The organism is Streptomyces sp. 840.1 (assembly GCF_003751445.1).
Lineage (GTDB): Bacteria > Actinomycetota > Actinomycetes > Streptomycetales > Streptomycetaceae > Streptomyces.
Genome location: NZ_RJUU01000001.1, coordinates 2,801,796 through 2,820,724, shown reverse-complemented (window position 1 = coordinate 2,820,724; position 18,929 = coordinate 2,801,796). Strand labels below are relative to the sequence as shown.

The window sequence follows — 18,929 nt, the reverse complement described above, 5'->3', positions numbered from 1 at the left end:
GTTGCGCCGCACAGTTGGCGTAACGGCCGCACCCGGCGTCCGGCGTCAGGTCAGCAGCCCCCGCAGCGGAAAGGCCGCCCGGCGGCTCGCCAGGACCGCCTGGTCCAGCCGGTCCGCCGGGTCGTACCCCTCCTCCCACGACTTCCACGACGGGGTACGGCCGTCGGTCATCCGGGCCGGCCCCAGCTGCCGGGTCCTGGCGTAGACCTCGTCCCGCCAGGACGACGGAATCACCGACTCCGGGTCCACGGGGGCGTGGGCGGCGATCCCCACCAGATGCGTCCAGGACCTCGGCACCACGTCCACCACCGCGTAGCCCCCGCCGCCGAGCGCCACCCAGCGACCCTCGTCGGCGTACTCGTGGGCGAGGTCGTGGCAGGCCGCCATCACCGACCGCTGGGCGTCCAGCGACACCGCGAGATGGGCCAGCGGGTCCTCGAAGTGGGTATCGGCCCCGTGCTGCGTCACCAGGACCTGCGGCCGGAAGTCCGCGAGGAGCTCCGGCACCACCGCGTGGAACGCCCGCAGCCACCCCGCGTCCCCCGTCCCGGCCGGCAGCGCCACGTTCACCGCACCGCCCTCGCCCGCCCCGGCGCCGGTCTCCTCCGGCCAGCCGGTCTGCGGGAAGAGGGTGCGGGGGTGCTCGTGCAGCGAGACGGTCAGCACCCGCGGGTCCTCCCAGAACGCCGCCTGCACGCCGTCCCCGTGGTGCACGTCCACATCGACGTACGCGACCCGCTCCGCGCCCAGCTCCAGCAGCCGTGCGATGGCGAGCGCCGGGTCGTTGTAGATACAGAAGCCCGACGCGGCGGCGGGCATGGCGTGGTGGAGCCCGCCGCTGAAGTTCACCGCGTGCCCGGCCCGCCCCCGCCACACCGCCTCCGCCGCGGCCACCGACTGCCCGGCGATCAGCGACGACACCTCGTGCATGCCCGCGAACGCCGGATCGTCCACCGTGCCGAGTCCGTACTTCTGGTCGGCGTGGTCCGGGTCCGCCGAGGCGGCCCGCACGGCCGCCACGTAGTCCGGGCGGTGCACGAGCCGCAGTGTGGACTCCCCGGCGGGCTTGGCCGACACCACGTCCACCGCACGGTCGAGACCGAACGCCCGCACCAGGCCCATCGTCAGCGCGAGTCTGACCGGGTCCATGGGGTGGCTGTCCCCGAAGTCGTATCCCGTTACTGCGTCATCCCACATCAACTGTGCGCGGCCGCTCATGCCCGCCACCGTATCGGGCGGGCTCCGTACCGAACGATTTGGCGTACACGAGCATCGCGAGCACCAGCACCATCGGTACGAGCATGGCGCCCCGGTAGCTCCAGGCGTCCCCGATGGCCCCCACCAGCGGTGATCCGACCAGGAACCCCACGTAGTTGAAGATGTTCAGCCGGGCGATCGCGGTGTCGCTGTCACCGGGGAACAGCCGCCCGGCGGCCGCGAAGGTCTGCGGCACGATCACGCAGAGACCGAACCCCAGCATGGTGAACCCGAGCATCCCGGTCCAGGCACCGCCTGCGACGGCCACCACACCGAACCCGGCCGCGGCCAGCACGCTCCCGAACCGCACCACGGCGACCGCCCCGAACCGCCGCACCCCGAAGTCCCCGACGGCCCGCCCGAGCAGCGTCGTCACCATGTAGACGTTGTACGGGAGGGTCGACAGCTGCTCCGAACTCCCCAGCACGTCCTGCAGGTACTTGGCGCTCCAGTTGGAGACGGTCGAGTCCCCGATGTACGCGAAGCTCATCACCAGGCAGAGCGGCATCAGCAGCTTGAACGAGACGGAGCCGGGCTTCCCCTTCTCCGCGGCCTGCCCCTCGTCCTCCAGCTTCCCCTCGACGTACCACCGGCTCCCGACGAACGCGACGGGCAACAGCACCACCACGACCGGGAGGTAGGAGACCAGCAGCGACAGATCCCAGTGCGCCCCGGCCCAGGCCATCGACGCCCCGGCGATCCCGCCCAGGCTGTACGCGGCGTGGAAGCCGAGCATGATGGAACGCCCGTAGGCCCGCTGAAGGCTGACGCCCATCATGTTCGTGGACGCGTCCAGCGCACCGACGGCCAGCCCGAACACGCCGAGCGCCAGGGCCGCCGCCCACAGCTCGCTCCCGGCACCGACGCCGAGGAGCGCGAGCAGTACGACGGGCTGCGTCCACCGCAGCACCACGCGCGGCCGTACCCGGGCGACCACCTTCTCGGTGACCACGCTGCCCACGCCGGCCAGGATCGGCACGGCGGCGAGGAACACGGGCAGCAGGCCGTCGGATATCCCGTACCGGTCCTGAATGGCGGGGATCCGCGTCACGAGAGAAGCGAACGTGACGCCTTGCACGAAGAAGCTCAACGCGAGGGAAGCTCTGCCGTGCCGCAAACGTGCATCTGTCATGGGCGCGAGCGTAGAGCCACTTTCTACCCATGGGTAGATGTGTCAGGCGAGCAATTCCCGCAGCTGGCCCATGTCGGAGAAATGCCCGGTCACCCCGGCCAGCCGGTCCGCCGGCATCATCGACGTGAACCCGTACACGTCCATGCCGGCCGCCCTGGCCGCCTCCACCCCGAGCGGGCTGTCCTCGATGACGACGCACCTCTCCGGCGGCACCCCCATCCGGTCGGCGGCGTGCAGGAACAGGTCGGGGGCCGGCTTCCCGCGCCCGACGTCCTCGGCGCTGAAGATCCACTCCTCCTCGAACCACTGGTCCAGCCCCGTTGCGCGGTGCCCGACGCGGATCCGCTCGTGGCTGCCGGAGGAGGCGACGCAGTACGGGACCCCCTCGGCGACGAGGTCCCCCAGCACCTCCTCGACGCCGGGTACGGGCCGCAGCTCCTGCCGGAACGCGGCGAACACCCGCGAGTGGAACGTGTCGTCGAAGTCCGCGGGCAGCTTCTCCCCGCCGCGCTCCTCGACGAGGTCGTGCACCCGGTGCATGGCGGCCCCCATGTAGTCGCGGAGGGACTCCTCGTACGTGGTGGGGTGGCCGAGCTCGGTGAGGTAGGCGGCCAGGAGGGTGTTGGAGATCGGCTCGCTGTCCACGAGCACACCGTCGTTGTCGAAGATGACCAGTTCGTAGCGCATGTCTCGACCTTAAACTGTCCGGAACGCAGAAAAGCCCCGTGCCACAAGGGCACGGGGCTTAACTATTAAAAGGAGTTCGGCGGCGTCCTACTCTCCCACAGGGTCCCCCCTGCAGTACCATCGGCGCTGAAAGGCTTAGCTTCCGGGTTCGGAATGTAACCGGGCGTTTCCCTAACGCAATGACCACCGAAACACTATGAAATTAACCAACACCGGAACACAACACGGCCGTTCGTTATTTCAGAACTAACACAGTGGACGCGAGCAACTGAGGACAAGCCCTCGGCCTATTAGTACCAGTCAGCTCCACCCGTTACCGGGCTTCCACATCTGGCCTATCAACCCAGTCGTCTACTGGGAGCCTTAACCCTTCAAGAGGGTGGGAATACTCATCTCGAAGCAGGCTTCCCGCTTAGATGCTTTCAGCGGTTATCCTTTCCGAACGTAGCCAACCAGCCATGCCCTTGGCAGGACAACTGGCACACCAGAGGTTCGTCCGTCCCGGTCCTCTCGTACTAGGGACAGCCCTTCTCAATATTCCTACGCGCACAGCGGATAGGGACCGAACTGTCTCACGACGTTCTAAACCCAGCTCGCGTACCGCTTTAATGGGCGAACAGCCCAACCCTTGGGACCGACTCCAGCCCCAGGATGCGACGAGCCGACATCGAGGTGCCAAACCATCCCGTCGATATGGACTCTTGGGGAAGATCAGCCTGTTATCCCCGGGGTACCTTTTATCCGTTGAGCGACAGCGCTTCCACAAGCCACTGCCGGATCACTAGTCCCGACTTTCGTCCCTGCTCGACCCGTCGGTCTCACAGTCAAGCTCCCTTGTGCACTTACACTCAACACCTGATTGCCAACCAGGCTGAGGGAACCTTTGGGCGCCTCCGTTACTCTTTAGGAGGCAACCGCCCCAGTTAAACTACCCATCAGACACTGTCCCTGATCCGGATCACGGACCCAGGTTAGACATCCAGCACGACCAGAGTGGTATTTCAACGACGACTCCACAACCACTGGCGTGGCCGCTTCAAAGTCTCCCACCTATCCTACACAAGCCGAACCGAACACCAATATCAAACTATAGTAAAGGTCCCGGGGTCTTTCCGTCCTGCTGCGCGAAACGAGCATCTTTACTCGTAGTGCAATTTCACCGGGCCTATGGTTGAGACAGTCGAGAAGTCGTTACGCCATTCGTGCAGGTCGGAACTTACCCGACAAGGAATTTCGCTACCTTAGGATGGTTATAGTTACCACCGCCGTTTACTGGCGCTTAAGTTCTCAGCTTCGCCGACCCGAAAGTCAGCTAACCGGTCCCCTTAACGTTCCAGCACCGGGCAGGCGTCAGTCCGTATACATCGCCTTACGGCTTCGCACGGACCTGTGTTTTTAGTAAACAGTCGCTTCTCGCTGGTCTCTGCGGCCACCCCCAGCTCACGGAGTAAATCCGATCACCAGTGATGGCCCCCCTTCTCCCGAAGTTACGGGGGCATTTTGCCGAGTTCCTTAACCATAGTTCACCCGAACGCCTCGGTATTCTCTACCTGACCACCTGAGTCGGTTTAGGGTACGGGCCGCCATGAAACTCGCTAGAGGCTTTTCTCGACAGCATAGGATCATCCACTTCACCACAATCGGCTCGGCATCAGGTCTCAGCCTCAATGTGTGACGGATTTACCTACCACACGGCCTACACCCTTACCCCGGGAACTACCACCGCCCGGGTTGGACTACCTTCCTGCGTCACCCCATCGCTTACCTAGTACAAGTCTGGTTCGTCGGCTCCACCACTACCCTCAACTCCGAAGAGATCGGGCCGGCTTCACGGACTTAGCATCGCCTGATTCAGTATTGGGCGTTTCAAAGCGGGTACCGGAATATCAACCGGTTGTCCATCGACTACGCCTGTCGGCCTCGCCTTAGGTCCCGACTTACCCTGGGCAGATCAGCTTGACCCAGGAACCCTTAGTCAATCGGCGCACACGTTTCTCACGTGTGTATCGCTACTCATGCCTGCATTCTCACTCGTGAACCGTCCACAACTCGCTTCCGCGGCTGCTTCACCCGGCACACGACGCTCCCCTACCCATCCCAGCCCCCGTTGGGGGTATGTGCTGGAATGACACGACTTCGGCGGTACGCTTGAGCCCCGCTACATTGTCGGCGCGGAATCACTTGACCAGTGAGCTATTACGCACTCTTTCAAGGGTGGCTGCTTCTAAGCCAACCTCCTGGTTGTCTCTGCGACTCCACATCCTTTCCCACTTAGCGTACGCTTAGGGGCCTTAGTCGATGCTCTGGGCTGTTTCCCTCTCGACCATGGAGCTTATCCCCCACAGTCTCACTGCCGTGCTCTCACTTACCGGCATTCGGAGTTTGGCTAAGGTCAGTAACCCGGTAGGGCCCATCGCCTATCCAGTGCTCTACCTCCGGCAAGAAACACACGACGCTGCACCTAAATGCATTTCGGGGAGAACCAGCTATCACGGAGTTTGATTGGCCTTTCACCCCTAACCACAGGTCATCCCCCAGGTTTTCAACCCTGGTGGGTTCGGTCCTCCACGAAGTCTTACCTCCGCTTCAACCTGCCCATGGCTAGATCACTCCGCTTCGGGTCTTGAGCGCGCTACTAAATCGCCCTATTCGGACTCGCTTTCGCTACGGCTTCCCCACACGGGTTAACCTCGCAACACACCGCAAACTCGCAGGCTCATTCTTCAAAAGGCACGCAGTCACGACGCACCGAGTAAACTCGGCGCGCGACGCTCCCACGGCTTGTAGGCACACGGTTTCAGGTACTATTTCACTCCGCTCCCGCGGTACTTTTCACCATTCCCTCACGGTACTATCCGCTATCGGTCACCAGGGAATATTTAGGCTTAACGGGTGGTCCCGCCAGATTCACACGGGATTTCTCGGGCCCCGTGCTACTTGGGTGTCTCTTAAACGAGCCGTTAATGTTTCAGCTACGGGGGTCTTACCCTCTACGCCGGACCTTTCGCATGTCCTTCGCCTACATCAACGGTTTCTGACTCGTCTCACAGCCGGCAGACCGTGAAAAAGAGATCCCACAACCCCGCATGCGCAACCCCTGCCGGGTATCACACGCATACGGTTTGGCCTGATCCAGTTTCGCTCGCCACTACTCCCGGAATCACGGTTGTTTTCTCTTCCTGAGGGTACTGAGATGTTTCACTTCCCCTCGTTCCCTCCACACTGCCTATGTGTTCAGCAGCGGGTGACAGCCCATGACGACTGCCGGGTTTCCCCATTCGGACACCCCCGGATCAAAGCTTGGTTGACAGCTCCCCGGGGCCTATCGTGGCCTCCCACGTCCTTCATCGGTTCCTGGTGCCAAGGCATCCACCGTGCGCCCTTAAAAACTTGGCCACAGATGCTCGCGTCCACTGTGCAGTTCTCAAACAACGACCAGCCACCCATCACCCCACCCTTACCGGGCGAGTTCACTGGGGCCGGCAACCGAAGGACGACCATGACGGCCGTACCTTCAGATACCCAACAGCGTGCCCGACCCGATCAACCAATTCCCATTTTCCACGCCGAAGCAGTACTCACGAAAACCAGCCAACCGTGCCGAATAGTCAACGTTCCACCCATGAGCAACCAGCACCGAACATTCGCCGGTGTACTGGCCTCTGACCAAAGCCCGTAGACCCTGGTAAGAAATGCTCCTTAGAAAGGAGGTGATCCAGCCGCACCTTCCGGTACGGCTACCTTGTTACGACTTCGTCCCAATCGCCAGTCCCACCTTCGACAGCTCCCTCCCACAAGGGGTTGGGCCACCGGCTTCGGGTGTTACCGACTTTCGTGACGTGACGGGCGGTGTGTACAAGGCCCGGGAACGTATTCACCGCAGCAATGCTGATCTGCGATTACTAGCAACTCCGACTTCATGGGGTCGAGTTGCAGACCCCAATCCGAACTGAGACCGGCTTTTTGAGATTCGCTCCGCCTCGCGGCATCGCAGCTCATTGTACCGGCCATTGTAGCACGTGTGCAGCCCAAGACATAAGGGGCATGATGACTTGACGTCGTCCCCACCTTCCTCCGAGTTGACCCCGGCAGTCTCCTGTGAGTCCCCATCACCCCGAAGGGCATGCTGGCAACACAGAACAAGGGTTGCGCTCGTTGCGGGACTTAACCCAACATCTCACGACACGAGCTGACGACAGCCATGCACCACCTGTATACCGACCACAAGGGGGGCACCATCTCTGATGCTTTCCGGTATATGTCAAGCCTTGGTAAGGTTCTTCGCGTTGCGTCGAATTAAGCCACATGCTCCGCTGCTTGTGCGGGCCCCCGTCAATTCCTTTGAGTTTTAGCCTTGCGGCCGTACTCCCCAGGCGGGGAACTTAATGCGTTAGCTGCGGCACCGACGACGTGGAATGTCGCCAACACCTAGTTCCCAACGTTTACGGCGTGGACTACCAGGGTATCTAATCCTGTTCGCTCCCCACGCTTTCGCTCCTCAGCGTCAGTAATGGCCCAGAGATCCGCCTTCGCCACCGGTGTTCCTCCTGATATCTGCGCATTTCACCGCTACACCAGGAATTCCGATCTCCCCTACCACACTCTAGCCTGCCCGTATCGACTGCAGACCCGGGGTTAAGCCCCGGGCTTTCACAACCGACGCAACAAGCCGCCTACGAGCTCTTTACGCCCAATAATTCCGGACAACGCTTGCGCCCTACGTATTACCGCGGCTGCTGGCACGTAGTTAGCCGGCGCTTCTTCTGCAGGTACCGTCACTTTCGCTTCTTCCCTGCTGAAAGAGGTTTACAACCCGAAGGCCGTCATCCCTCACGCGGCGTCGCTGCATCAGGCTTTCGCCCATTGTGCAATATTCCCCACTGCTGCCTCCCGTAGGAGTCTGGGCCGTGTCTCAGTCCCAGTGTGGCCGGTCGCCCTCTCAGGCCGGCTACCCGTCGTCGCCTTGGTAGGCCATTACCCCACCAACTAGCTGATAGGCCGCGGGCTCATCCTTCACCGCCGGAGCTTTTAACCTTCCCCCATGAGAGGGAAAGTATTATCCGGTATTAGACCCCGTTTCCAGGGCTTGTCCCAGAGTGAAGGGCAGATTGCCCACGTGTTACTCACCCGTTCGCCACTAATCCACCCCGAAGGGCTTCATCGTTCGACTTGCATGTGTTAAGCACGCCGCCAGCGTTCGTCCTGAGCCAGGATCAAACTCTCCGTGAATGTTTTCCCGTAATCGGGACCACACCACGAGAGCGGAACAGTCGAGTCGGAATAAGACCGACTGTTCACTGTGTCCTCGCTATGTGCATTGCCTGGTAGAACCACTAGTGTGGTCTGCCAGGACTTTCAAAGGAACCTCGAACCTACCGAAGTAGGTCGGGGTATCAACGTATCTGGCGTTGACTTTTGGCACGCTGTTGAGTTCTCAAGGAACGGACGCTTCCTTTGTACTCACCGCAGAACATTTTCTGCGACTTTCCTCCGGGCGCTTCCCTTCGGTCTTGCGTTTCCGACTCTATCAGACTCTTTCGTGTCCGATTCCCGGTCGAAGCGGGCCTCGCATTTTCGCTTTCCAGTTCTTCGCTTTCGCGTTTCCCTTTCCGGCGAGTCCGACTCTATCAGATCCTTTCGGGCCTGATTCCCAGTCAGTGGGGCTTGTCTTCCCGGCTGTTGGGCCGTTCCGACGAGTGAGACATTAGCGGAATCCAGGGCCCCGACGCTAATCGGGGTCACGTTCCTTCGAACGTGGATTCCTCATTTCGCGAATGCGCACGCGGAGACAGGCGACAGCTGTCGCTCACTCGTTGTGGTTACTGCGGAATCGCTGTCCGGGGACCGACCGGGGTCGGCGCTCACGTCGGACAACTCGGAGCACATTACGGATGTGGGCCGGGCGTGTCAACCCCGGCCCTCGGTGGGCTGCGGTGGAAGGCCAGCCGGTAGTCGCGAGGGCTGGTGGCCAGGTGGGTCGCGAAGTGCTGGCGCATGGTGATCTCGCTGCCGAAGCCCGTGCGACGGGCCACCTCGGGCAGGGGCAGGTCGGTGCGCTCCAGCAGCTTCTGAGCTGCGGCGATGCGCTGGGTGATCAGCCAGCGCAGGGGCGTCGTGCCGGTGGTCGCCTGGAAGTGGCGCGCGAAGGAGCGCGAGGACATGCCGGCGCGGGCGGCGAGCTCCGCCACCGTGTGCGGTTCGGCCAGATGGGTCAGGGCGAAGGCGCGTACGGCGGCGAGGGTGTCGGCGTCGCGGTCCGTGTGCGGGGTCGGGTGCTCGATGAACTGTGCCTGGGTGCCGGTACGGAACGGGGCCGTGACCATCGAACGCGCGATCGTCGCCGCGGTCTCGGCGCCGTGGACCGTACGGACGAGATGGAGGCAGAGGTCGATGCCGGCTGCCGTGCCCGCCGAGGTCCAGAGATTGTCGTCGTGGACGAAGAGGGCGTCGGGAACGACGGTGACGCCGGGGTGGTGGGTGCGCAGGAGGTCGGTGAGGTTCCAGTGGGTGACCGCTCGTCGCCCGTCGAGGAGGCCGGCCTGGGCGAGGGTGAAGGCGCCTCCGCAGAGCGCGGCGATCGGCGTGGAGCGGCTGTGCGCGCGGCGCAGCGCTTCGAGGACCGGTTCCGGCGCCGGCGTCACGTGGTCGTCGAGGCCCGGCACGACGATCAGGTCGGCGCGGGCCAGCCAGCTCAGCGTGCGGTCGGGGGTGAGGGAGAGTCCGCCGCGCAGCGGGATGGGCGCGGTGGCGGCCGCGGTGCGGCGCAGCTCGAACGGCGGGACTCCGCGGTCCGTCCGGTCCACGCCCCAGACCTCCGTGATGACCGAGACGTCGAACGCGCGGATGCCCGGGAAGGAGACGAGGGCGATCCGCGTGGTGTCGGCAGGGGCAGGAGCGGGAGTTGACGTCACGGTGGCAGTAAAGCATCGATCGATGGCTTTTGGGCCTCTGGGCCGTCGGGCGGATGCGCGGCAGGATTTCTGTCATGGAGATCGCGGAGAACGCAGCGCTGGTAGTGGTGGACGTACAGCAGGGCTTCGAGGAGGAGGCGTACTGGGGGCCGAGGAACAACCCCTCGGCGGACGGGAACATCGCCGGGCTGATCGATGCCTGGCAGGCGAGCGGGCGTCCGGTCGCCTTCGTACGGCATGACTCGCCCAAGCCGGATTCGCCGCTGCGGACGGGATATCCGGGGAACGGCTTCAAGTCGTACGTGGAGGAGCGGCGCGGCAAGGGCGGTGGGCCCGAGCTGCTGGTGACGAAGAGCGTGAACTCGGCGTTCTACGGCACGCCGGATCTGGCGGACTGGCTGGGCGGGGGCGGAGTGCGGCAGCTGGTGGTGGCCGGTATCCAGACCAACATGTGCGCGGAGACGACGGCCCGGATGGCGGGGAACCTCGGGTACGAGGTGTTCTTCGCGCTGGACGCGACGTACACCTTCGACGGGGTGGGGCCGTGGGGGTGGACGCTCGGGGCCGAGGAGCTGGCGCGGGCCACCGCCGTGACGCTGCACGGCGGTGGGTTCGCGAAGGTGGTGCGCAGTGCGGAGCTGATCGCCGCCGCCCGGTAGGTCAGCCGTTGCCGGAGGCGAGCTCGCGGCTGCGGTCGCGGGCAGCTTCGAGGGCGGCGATGAGGGCGGCGCGTACGCCGTGGTTCTCCAGTTCGCGGATGGCGCTGATCGTGGTGCCGGCCGGGCTGGTGACGGCCTCGCGGAGCTTGACCGGGTGTTCGCCGCTGTCGCGGAGCATCACGGCGGCGCCGATGGCGGCCTGGACGATCAGGTCGTGGGCCTGGGCGCGGGGCAGACCCAGCAGGATTCCGGCGTCGGTCATCGCCTCGACCAGGAAGTAGAAGTAGGCGGGGCCCGAGCCGGAGAGCGCGGTGGCCGCGTCCTGCTGGGACTCCGGGACGCGCAGGGTCTTGCCGACCCCGCCGAAGATCGCCTCGGCGGTGGCGAGGTGGGCGCCGGTGGCGTGGCTGCCCGCGGAGATGACGGACATGCCCTCGTCGACCAGGACGGGGGTGTTCGGCATGACGCGGACAACCGGGGTGCCCTCGGTGAGGCGGTCCTCGATGAAGGCGGTCGTGATGCCGGCCGCCGCGCTGATGACCAGGCGGTCGGCGGTGACGTGGGCGGAGAGCTCGTCGAGGAGGCGGCCCATGTCCTGGGGCTTGGCCGCGAGGATGAGGATGTCGGCGCGGGCGGCGGCTTCGGCGTTGCTGACGGAGTCGACCCCGTAGCGGTTGCGGAGCTCCTCGGCGCGCTCCGAGCGGCGGGTGGTGACGAGCAGGTTCGCCGGACGCCACCCGGCCCGGATCATGCCGCTGAGCAGGGCCTCGCCGATCTTGCCGGTGCCGAGGACTGCGACTGTCTGGGTCATGCGGTTTCACCCTCCGGGCGGTGCCGGCGGTGCCGGCTGTTCTCGGTACTCGTGCCCGCCATCCTCGCACCGGCCCGTCAGGTGGTGCGGCGGCGCAGGGTGGCCGCACCGAGGGCGAGTACGAGAAGGGCGCAGCCCGCCACGACCGAGACGTCGCGGACGAAGTCGCCGGTGACGTCCGCGTGGTGGAGGACCTCGTTCATGCCGTCCACGGCGTACGACATGGGCAGGACGTTCGAGATCGCTTCGAGGACGGGTGCCATCCGGTCGCGGGCGATGAACAGCCCGCAGAGCAGGAGCTGCGGGAAGATCACGGCCGGCATGAACTGGACGGCCTGGAACTCGGACGCGGCGAAGGCCGAGACGAACAGGCCGAGCGCCGTGCCGAGCAGGGCGTCGAGCACCGCGACCAGGAGCAGCAGCCACGGGGACCCGGTGACGTCCAGGCCGAGCACCCACACCGAGAGGCCGGTGGCCAGGAGCGACTGGACGACGGCGACGGCGCCGAAGGCGAGGGCGTAGCCGGCGATCAGGTCGCCCTTGCCGAGCGGCATGGCGAGGAGCCGTTCGAGGGTGCCCGAGGTGCGCTCGCGCAGGGTGGCGATCGACGTCACCAGGAACATCGTGATCAGCGGGAAGATGCCGAGCAGCGAGGCGCCGATGGAGTCGAAGGTGCGGGGGCTGCCGTCGAAGACGTACCGCAGCAGCGTGATCATGACGACCGGGATCAGCAGGAGCAGTGCGATGGTGCGGGGGTCGTGTGCCAGTTGGCGCAGGACGCGGGCGGTGGTGGCCAGGGTGCGGGCGGCGCTGAGGGGTGAGGTGGCGGCGGCCGCGGTGGTCCCGGGGCTCTGGGTGGTCCGGGTGGTCGTCGTGCTCATCGGGCGTTCTCCTGACGGGTGGCGGCCGCGTCGACCAGGTGGAGGAAGGCTTCTTCGACGGTCTCGGTGCGGGCGGCGGTGCGCAGTGCCTCGGGGGTGTCGTCGGCGAGGATCTCGCCCTCGCGCATCAGGAGCAGGCGGTGGCAGCGCTCGGCCTCGTCCATGACGTGCGAGGAGACGAGGAGGGTGGTGCCCCGGTCGGCGGCGAGGCTGTGGAAGAGGCTCCACAGATCGCGGCGGAGCACCGGGTCGAGGCCGACGGTGGGTTCGTCGAGGACGAGGAGTTCGGGGGTGCCGAGCAGCGCCACGGCCAGGGAGACGCGGGTGCGCTGGCCGCCGGAGAGCGTGCCGGCGAGGGCGGTGGAGTGGCTGGTCAGGTCGACTTCGGTGATCGCCCGGGTGACGGCTTCGCGGCGGGCGTCGCGGTGGCGGCGGCCCGGCTGCAGGATCGCCGCGAAGTAGTCCAGGTTCTGCCGGACGGTGAGGTCCGTGTAGACGGAGGGCGCCTGGGTGACGTAGCCGATCCGTGGCCGGAGTGCGGGGTGGCCCGCCGGGCTGCCCAGGACGTCGAGGGTGCCGGTGACCTTGGCCTGGGTGCCGACGACGGCGCGCATCAGGGTGGATTTGCCGCAGCCGGAGGGGCCGAGGAGCCCGGTGATCCTGCCGGGTTCGACGGTGAAGCCGAGGCCTTTGAGGACGGTGCGGCTGCCTCGTACGACGGTGAGGCCGCGGGCCTCGATGGCGGCGCCCGGAGAATTCATCATGTGATGAATTCTGTCCTCGCGGCATGTCTCCGTCAAGGGAGCCGGGCGCCGCTGTGCGGTGAGGTGCGCCGGTTCAGCGGATGGCCACGCTCAGCTCGACGGCATACGCCTCCTCCACGGTGCCGCCCGGGAAGATGCGTGCGAGGTGCGCGCGCTCCTCGTCGAGGAAGCGGCGGGCGGGCTCGTCACCGAGGACCAGGAAGGCGGAGTGGCTGCCGAGGTTGGCGAGGTGGGTGGCGAGGGGGACGCGCCGGGTCCAGGGCAGCCGGCGGTGTACGAACGTGAGCCCGGACGGCAGGTCGCGGGCGGAGACGGGCGAGCCGTGGACGCCGGTGTTCGCAGCCGCGGGCGCCGGCGCTGCGGGGCCGGCCGTCGCTGCGGGGCCGGTCGGCGCTCCGGAACCGGCCGTCGCTCCGGAGCCGGTCACCTCGGACAGCTCGGGCATCTCGGCGGTGAAGAAGGCGAGCAGTCGCGCGCCCTGTTCCGCGATCCAGCCGATGCCGGGGTCGGCGACGTTCCACCACAGGGCCAGCGCGCCGCCCGGCCGCAGGACGCGCATCGCCTCGGGGGCGGAACGCGCGGGGTCGGTCCAGTGCCAGGACTGGGCGTACGTGATCAGGTCGGCCGAGGCCCCGGCGAAGGGGAGGCGGTTGCCGTCGCCCCGCACCAGCGGGACGTCCGGCAGGGTCCTGCGGAGCTCCGCCGCCATCCCGGGGCCCGGCTCGACGGCGACGACGGCGGCGCCCCGGCCGTGGAGGCGGCGGGTCGAGATGCCGGTGCCCGCCCCGACGTCGAGGGTGCGGGCTCCCCGCAGGGGCCGGCCGGCGAGTTCCTCGACGGCGTCCAGGAGGGCGTCCGGGTAGCCGGGGCGGGCCGCGCCGTACTGGGCGGCGGCCCGGTCGAACGACAGGGCGCGCGGGGGCACGGGGTCAGGGGTACTTGTAGTGGCCATGCGGCCATCGTGGCCTCGGCGGCCCTGCCGGGGCGAGGCGTTCGCGGCGTGGCGCCGGGGCGGGGCGGCCGGGGCGGGGCACTGGCCGCGTGGCGCCTGCCGCGGTGGGGCGGGTTACTTGCGGCGGGCCTTCTTCGCCTTGGCCGTCCTGCGGGCCGCCGGATTGCCGGTCCTGGCCGAACGGCGCTTCGCGTACCGGACCTGCGCCGCCTCGTACTCCGCGCGCCGGAGCTTCTCGCCCGGGGCCTCGGAGAACGTACGGATGAAGTAGGCGAGCAGCCCGCCGATGAAGCCGATGGTCTTGAGGCCGCGCAGGTTGTCCTCGCGGGCGGGGTCGGCCGGACGGCTGCTGAAGCCCTCCCAGGTCTTGCGGAAGGCGATCGCGCTGCAGACGGCGAACATCAGGACGACCAGGATGCCGACGAAGCTGCCGACGTCGGCGATCTCCAGGCCCTGGTAGGCGAACCGCAGCACGAAGCAGGACGCGGCCGCCGCGGCGAGCGAGCCGACGGCCGCTCCGATGCGGCGGAGCCCGTAGTTGCCGTCGTGGGCGACCCAGGTCGTGCCGAAGAAGCGGATGGGCTCGGGCTGCGGGCCGGGGGCCGTCGCGCCGGCACCGGCGGGCACCGTCGCGGACTCGGTGGTGCCGGGCGCGGTCTCGTCGGGGGTCTCGCTGTTCTCGCTCACGAGGTCGATTGTCCCAGGGCCGGAGCCGTGGCGCTGCGACCGCTCTCACGGACGCAGCGCCGTCACACGTCAGCCGCAGTGACTCCACGGGCTCGTGTACGTGTACGTACCGGCAGCCGTCTCGATCAGGCCGCCCCACTTCACGCAGTGGCTGCCTGCGGCGAGCCGGACCGGACCCGCGTAGGAGGAGTACCTTCCCTGGTCCTTTACCTGCTCCTTGCCGTCCCCGTCCACGTCGAGCCAGGCGCCGGTGGTCAGCGCCTGGCCGCTGGTGGCCGTGGAGTGGAAGGTGACCACGCAGTTGAACTTGGTGCTCGCGTTGTAGAGCAGGTAGACGCGGGCGAGTTCGGTCGACGAGTCCTTGAACACGTGCGAGTCGACCTGGGTGTACCCGGATCCGCAGACGCCGGCCGGAGTGGCGGCGGCCGGAGCCGCACCGGCCGGAGCCGCGCCGAGGGCCGCGAGGGCGGTGACGGCTGACGCGATGACTACTGAGCTGCGTACGGAAGTGCGCATACTCCCCCAATCATGGTCATACATGGCAAGAGGGCGAGCTTACTGCGATCGGCCGGTCACACGGAGTCGTTCTCGGGCCACGGCGGGAAGCCGCAGGGGCGCAACCGCGTCCGGCCCCTCGCGAGAGGGGCCGGACGGTGGAGCGAGGGTGTGCCGACGGGCGTCAGCCGAGCTTGGAGACGTCGCGGACGGCGCCTCGGTCCGCGCTCGTCGCCATGGCCGCGTAGGCCCGCAGCGCCGCCGAGACCTTGCGGTCGCGGTCCTTCGGGGCGTACACGCCGTTCAGCGCCTCCCGGCGGGTGGCCAGCTCGGCCTCCGGGACCAGGAGCTCGATCGAGCGGTTCGGGATGTCGATCCTGATCCGGTCACCGTCCTCGACCAGCGCGATCGTGCCGCCGGACGCGGCCTCCGGAGAGGCGTGGCCGATGGACAGGCCCGACGTACCGCCGGAGAAGCGGCCGTCCGTGACCAGGGCGCAGGTCTTGCCGAGGCCACGGCCCTTGAGGAAGGAGGTGGGGTAGAGCATCTCCTGCATGCCGGGGCCGCCGCGCGGGCCCTCGTAGCGGATGACGACGACGTCGCCGTGCTCGATCTCCTTGCGGAGGATCTTGTCGACGGCCTCCTCCTGCGACTCGCAGACGACCGCCGGGCCCTCGAAGGTCCAGATCGACTCGTCGACGCCGGCCGTCTTCACGACGCAGCCGTCCACGGCGAGGTTGCCCTTGAGGACCGCGAGGCCGCCGTCCTTGGAGTACGCGTGCGCCACGTCCCGGATGCAGCCGCCGGCCGCGTCCAGGTCGAGGGTGTCCCAGCGCTCGGACTGCGAGAAGGCGGTCGCGGAACGGACGCAGCCGGGGGCGGCGTGCCACAGCTCGACGGACTCGGGCGACGGTGAGCCGCCTCGGATGTCCCAGTTCTTGAGCCACTCGGCCAGGGTGTCGGAGTGCACGGAGTGCACGTCCTCGTTCAGCAGTCCGCCTCGGTGGAGCTCACCGAGGATGGCGGGGATGCCGCCGGCCCGGTGGATGTCCTCCATGTAGTACGTGCCGCCGGGCGCCACGTTGGGCGCCACCTTGGACAGGCACGGGACCCGGCGCGAGACCTCGTTGATGTCGTCCAGGTCGTACGCCAGCTGCGCCTCCTCGGCGGCGGCCAGCAGGTGCAGGATCGTGTTGGTCGAACCGCCCATGGCGATGTCCAGCGCCATCGCGTTGTCGAACGCGGCGCGGGTGCCGATGGCGCGGGGCAGGACCGTCTCGTCGTCCTGCTCGTAGTAGCGCTTGGTGATCTCGACGACCGTGCGGCCGGCCTCCTCGTACAGCGCCTTGCGGGCGGTGTGCGTGGCGAGGACGGAGCCGTTGCCGGGGAGGGAGAGGCCCAGGACCTCGGTCAGGCAGTTCATCGAGTTGGCGGTGAACATGCCGGAACAACTGCCGCAGGTGGGGCAGGCGTTCTCCTCGATGCGGAGCATGTCCTCGTCGGAGATGCTCTCGTCGACCGCGTCGCTGATCGCGTTGACCAGGTCGAGCTTGCGGACCGTGCCGTCCACGAGGGTGGCCTTGCCGGCCTCCATCGGGCCGCCGGAGACGAAGACCGTGGGGATGTTGAGGCGCATCGCGGCCATCAGCATGCCGGGGGTGATCTTGTCGCAGTTCGAGATGCAGATCAGCGCGTCCGCGCAGTGCGCCTCGACCATGTACTCGACGGAGTCGGCGATCAGGTCGCGGGACGGGAGGCTGTAGAGCATCCCGGCGTGGCCCATCGCGATGCCGTCGTCGACCGCGATGGTGTTGAACTCGCGGGGCACCGCGCCCGCAGCCAGAATCGCCTCGGAGACGATCCGGCCGACGGGGGCGAGGTGGGTGTGGCCGGGGACGAACTCCGTGAAGGAGTTGGCGACCGCGATGATCGGCTTGCCGATGTCCTCGCTCGCTACGCCCGAGGCCCGCATAAGGGCGCGGGCGCCCGCCATGTTGCGGCCGTGGGTGACAGTGCGGGACCTCAGCTGGGGCATCGTCTCTCGCTCCTTCGACAGAAAAGACTGGTTTCGAGCGTACGCCTCCGGCGCCAGGATCCGGACGGGGTGTCCGGGATCCGGGATCGGGGTGCGCCTGCGGGCTGCCCGTCCCTTCCGTAACCGGGGCTCCGGACCCCGCTCCTCAATCGCCGGCGGGGCTGGATACACGCGGGCGGGTCAGTCCGTTGTCAGGTAGCGCTGGAGGGTGGGGGCCACCATGGCGATGATCTTTTCCGGGTCCGCCGATGCCAGCGGCTCCGCCTGGATCACGTAGCGCAGTACCGCGATGCCGACCATGTGCGACGCGGCCAGCTCCGCGCGGAAGGTGGCGTCGGGGACGTCCAGCCGGTCCGCGATCCGGTCCAGGAGGCGTCGCAGCACGAAGACGCGCAGGACCTTCGCCGCCGCCTCGTGCGTCATCGCGGAACGCATGACGGCCAGGAGCGGGGCGCGGGAGACCGGGTTCTCCCACACGCCGATGAAGTAGCGGGCCAGCCGCTCCCCCAGGCCCTCCGGGCTGCTGCCGAGGATGTCCGGGAGGACCAGGGCGGGTTCGAAGGAGACCTCGATCGCGGCGGCGAAGACCTCGTCCTTCGTACCGAAGTAGTGGTGGACCAGCGCCGCGTCCACGCCGGCCGCCTTCGCGATGCCGCGCACCGACGTCTTGTCGTAGCCGCGCTCGGCGAACTCGGTGCGGGCCGCCGCCAGGATGCGGGTGCGGGTGTCGGGGCCGGTGCCCGCCTCGGTACGCGAGGGGCGCCCGCGGCGTCTGGGGGGCGGGGGCGGGCTCCCGTCGCCCTCGGTCACGGGCGCGGGGTCCGGGCGGCGGGCGACGCGAGGTGCAGCCGGGTGAAGGCCAGCGCCTCGGCCAGGTCGGCCTCGCGCTCCGCGGTGGACATCGCCCGGCGGGTGTTGACCTCGACGACGACGTGGCCGCCGAAGCCGGTACGGGCCAGCCGCTCGAGGAGCTCCGCGCAGGGCTGGTCGCCCCGGCCGGGCACCAGGTGCTCGTCCTTGGCCGAACCCTTGCCGTCCGCGAGGTGGACGTGGGCCAGCCGGTCGCCCATCCGGTCCACCATGGCGATGCCGTCCGTGCGGGCGGTCGCGGTGTGCGAGAGGTCCACGGTGAAGTGCCGGTAGTCGTCGTTGGTGACGTCCCAGTCGGGGGCGTACGCGAGCATCTCCCGGTCCCGGTAGCGCCACGGGTACATGTTCTCGACGGCGAACCGCACGTCCGTCTCGTCCGCCATCCGCCAGATCCCGGTGACGAAGTCACGCGCGTACTGCCGCTGCCAGCGGAACGGCGGGTGGACGACCACGGTCGAGGCGCCGAGCTTCTCGGCGGCGGCGCGGGCCCGCTGGAGCTTGACCCAGGGGTCGGTGGACCAGACGCGCTGGGTGATCAGCAGACAGGGCGCGTGAACGGCCAGAATCGGCACCTGGTGGTAGTCCGAGAGCCGGCGCAGCGCCTCGATGTCCTGGCTGACGGGGTCGGTCCAGACCATGACCTCGACGCCGTCGTACCCCAGGCGCGCGGCGATCTCGAAGGCCGTCGCCGTCGACTCCGGATAGACGGAGGCCGTCGAGAGGGCGACCTTCGCATCCGGGATGCGCACCACTGGTTCTGCCACGCAGACAGCGTACGGGCCCCGGTG

The 18,929-nt window shown here is 67.4% G+C and carries 14 protein-coding genes and 3 rRNA genes; 1 reads left to right on the top strand and 16 read right to left on the bottom strand.

The window, feature by feature from the left end; translation table 11 throughout:
* Nucleotides 1-45: 45 nt before the first annotated feature.
* The 7 genes from EDD93_RS12925 to EDD93_RS12890 all read right to left on the bottom strand — a co-directional run bounded on the left by EDD93_RS12925 (nucleotide 46) and on the right by EDD93_RS12890 (nucleotide 9,987).
* Nucleotides 46-1,218: an acetoin utilization protein AcuC gene (locus EDD93_RS12925; RefSeq protein WP_123527734.1), complete on the bottom strand. Its 1,173-nt coding sequence runs from the start codon at nucleotides 1,216-1,218 to the stop codon at nucleotides 46-48.
* Nucleotides 1,187-2,389, bottom strand: a complete 1,203-nt coding sequence (locus EDD93_RS12920; protein WP_123525287.1) for an MFS transporter — start codon at nucleotides 2,387-2,389, stop codon at nucleotides 1,187-1,189. Before EDD93_RS12920 ends, EDD93_RS12925 begins: the two co-directional genes overlap by 32 nt.
* Nucleotides 2,390-2,431: 42 nt before the next feature.
* Nucleotides 2,432-3,076 carry an HAD family phosphatase gene (locus EDD93_RS12915; RefSeq protein ID WP_123525286.1) on the bottom strand — a complete coding sequence of 215 codons (645 nt, stop codon included), beginning with the start codon at nucleotides 3,074-3,076 and terminating at the stop codon, nucleotides 2,432-2,434.
* Nucleotides 3,077-3,150: 74 nt separating this feature from the next.
* Nucleotides 3,151-3,267 (bottom strand): 5S ribosomal RNA (rrf, locus tag EDD93_RS12910).
* Nucleotides 3,268-3,346: 79 nt separating this feature from the next.
* Nucleotides 3,347-6,472: ribosomal RNA gene (locus EDD93_RS12905) — 23S ribosomal RNA — on the bottom strand.
* A gap of 307 nt (nucleotides 6,473-6,779) precedes the next feature.
* Nucleotides 6,780-8,305: ribosomal RNA gene (locus EDD93_RS12900) — 16S ribosomal RNA — on the bottom strand.
* The 16S, 23S and 5S rRNA genes sit together here, the layout of an rRNA operon.
* A 656-nt stretch (nucleotides 8,306-8,961) precedes the next feature.
* The gene (locus tag EDD93_RS12890) at nucleotides 8,962-9,987 is read right to left on the bottom strand and encodes a GlxA family transcriptional regulator (RefSeq protein WP_123525285.1); all 1,026 of its coding nucleotides are present in this window, start codon (nucleotides 9,985-9,987) and stop codon (nucleotides 8,962-8,964) included.
* Between the two features lie 74 nt (nucleotides 9,988-10,061).
* Between EDD93_RS12890 and EDD93_RS12885 the strand changes: the two genes are divergently transcribed.
* Nucleotides 10,062-10,646: a cysteine hydrolase family protein gene (locus EDD93_RS12885; protein ID WP_123525284.1), complete on the top strand. Its 585-nt coding sequence runs from the start codon at nucleotides 10,062-10,064 to the stop codon at nucleotides 10,644-10,646.
* 1 nt (nucleotide 10,647) lies between these two features.
* On the opposite strand, the gene proC is transcribed toward EDD93_RS12885, so the two are convergent.
* From proC to EDD93_RS12840, 9 genes are all read right to left on the bottom strand, one after another.
* The gene (gene proC / locus EDD93_RS12880) at nucleotides 10,648-11,457 is read right to left on the bottom strand and encodes a pyrroline-5-carboxylate reductase (RefSeq protein ID WP_123525283.1); all 810 of its coding nucleotides are present in this window, start codon (nucleotides 11,455-11,457) and stop codon (nucleotides 10,648-10,650) included.
* Between the two features lie 77 nt (nucleotides 11,458-11,534).
* On the bottom strand, nucleotides 11,535-12,338 hold the full coding sequence (locus EDD93_RS12875; protein WP_123525282.1) for an ABC transporter permease: 804 nt from the start codon (nucleotides 12,336-12,338) through the stop codon (nucleotides 11,535-11,537).
* A complete protein-coding gene (locus EDD93_RS12870) occupies nucleotides 12,335-13,102 on the bottom strand; it encodes an ABC transporter ATP-binding protein (RefSeq protein ID WP_123525281.1) in 768 nt (255 codons plus the stop codon). The genes EDD93_RS12875 and EDD93_RS12870 overlap by 4 nt, the downstream gene beginning before the upstream one ends.
* 73 nt (nucleotides 13,103-13,175) lie before the next feature.
* Entirely contained in the window at nucleotides 13,176-14,054 is an 879-nt protein-coding gene (locus EDD93_RS12865; protein WP_123525280.1) for a class I SAM-dependent methyltransferase, read from the bottom strand.
* A 114-nt stretch (nucleotides 14,055-14,168) separates the two neighbouring features.
* Entirely contained in the window at nucleotides 14,169-14,741 is a 573-nt protein-coding gene (locus EDD93_RS12860; RefSeq protein ID WP_123525279.1) for a hypothetical protein, read from the bottom strand.
* A gap of 69 nt (nucleotides 14,742-14,810) precedes the next feature.
* Complete coding sequence (locus EDD93_RS12855; protein ID WP_221217309.1) at nucleotides 14,811-15,257, bottom strand: acetyltransferase; 447 nt, start codon at nucleotides 15,255-15,257, stop codon at nucleotides 14,811-14,813.
* 163 nt (nucleotides 15,258-15,420) lie between these two features.
* Nucleotides 15,421-17,271, bottom strand: a complete 1,851-nt coding sequence (gene ilvD / locus EDD93_RS12850) for a dihydroxy-acid dehydratase (protein ID WP_123525278.1) — start codon at nucleotides 17,269-17,271, stop codon at nucleotides 15,421-15,423.
* Nucleotides 17,272-17,451: 180 nt separating this feature from the next.
* The gene (locus tag EDD93_RS12845) at nucleotides 17,452-18,081 is read right to left on the bottom strand and encodes a TetR family transcriptional regulator (protein ID WP_123525277.1); all 630 of its coding nucleotides are present in this window, start codon (nucleotides 18,079-18,081) and stop codon (nucleotides 17,452-17,454) included.
* The gene (locus EDD93_RS12840; RefSeq protein ID WP_123525276.1) at nucleotides 18,078-18,905 is read right to left on the bottom strand and encodes a sugar phosphate isomerase/epimerase; all 828 of its coding nucleotides are present in this window, start codon (nucleotides 18,903-18,905) and stop codon (nucleotides 18,078-18,080) included. Before EDD93_RS12840 ends, EDD93_RS12845 begins: the two co-directional genes overlap by 4 nt.
* Nucleotides 18,906-18,929: the final 24 nt, after the last annotated feature.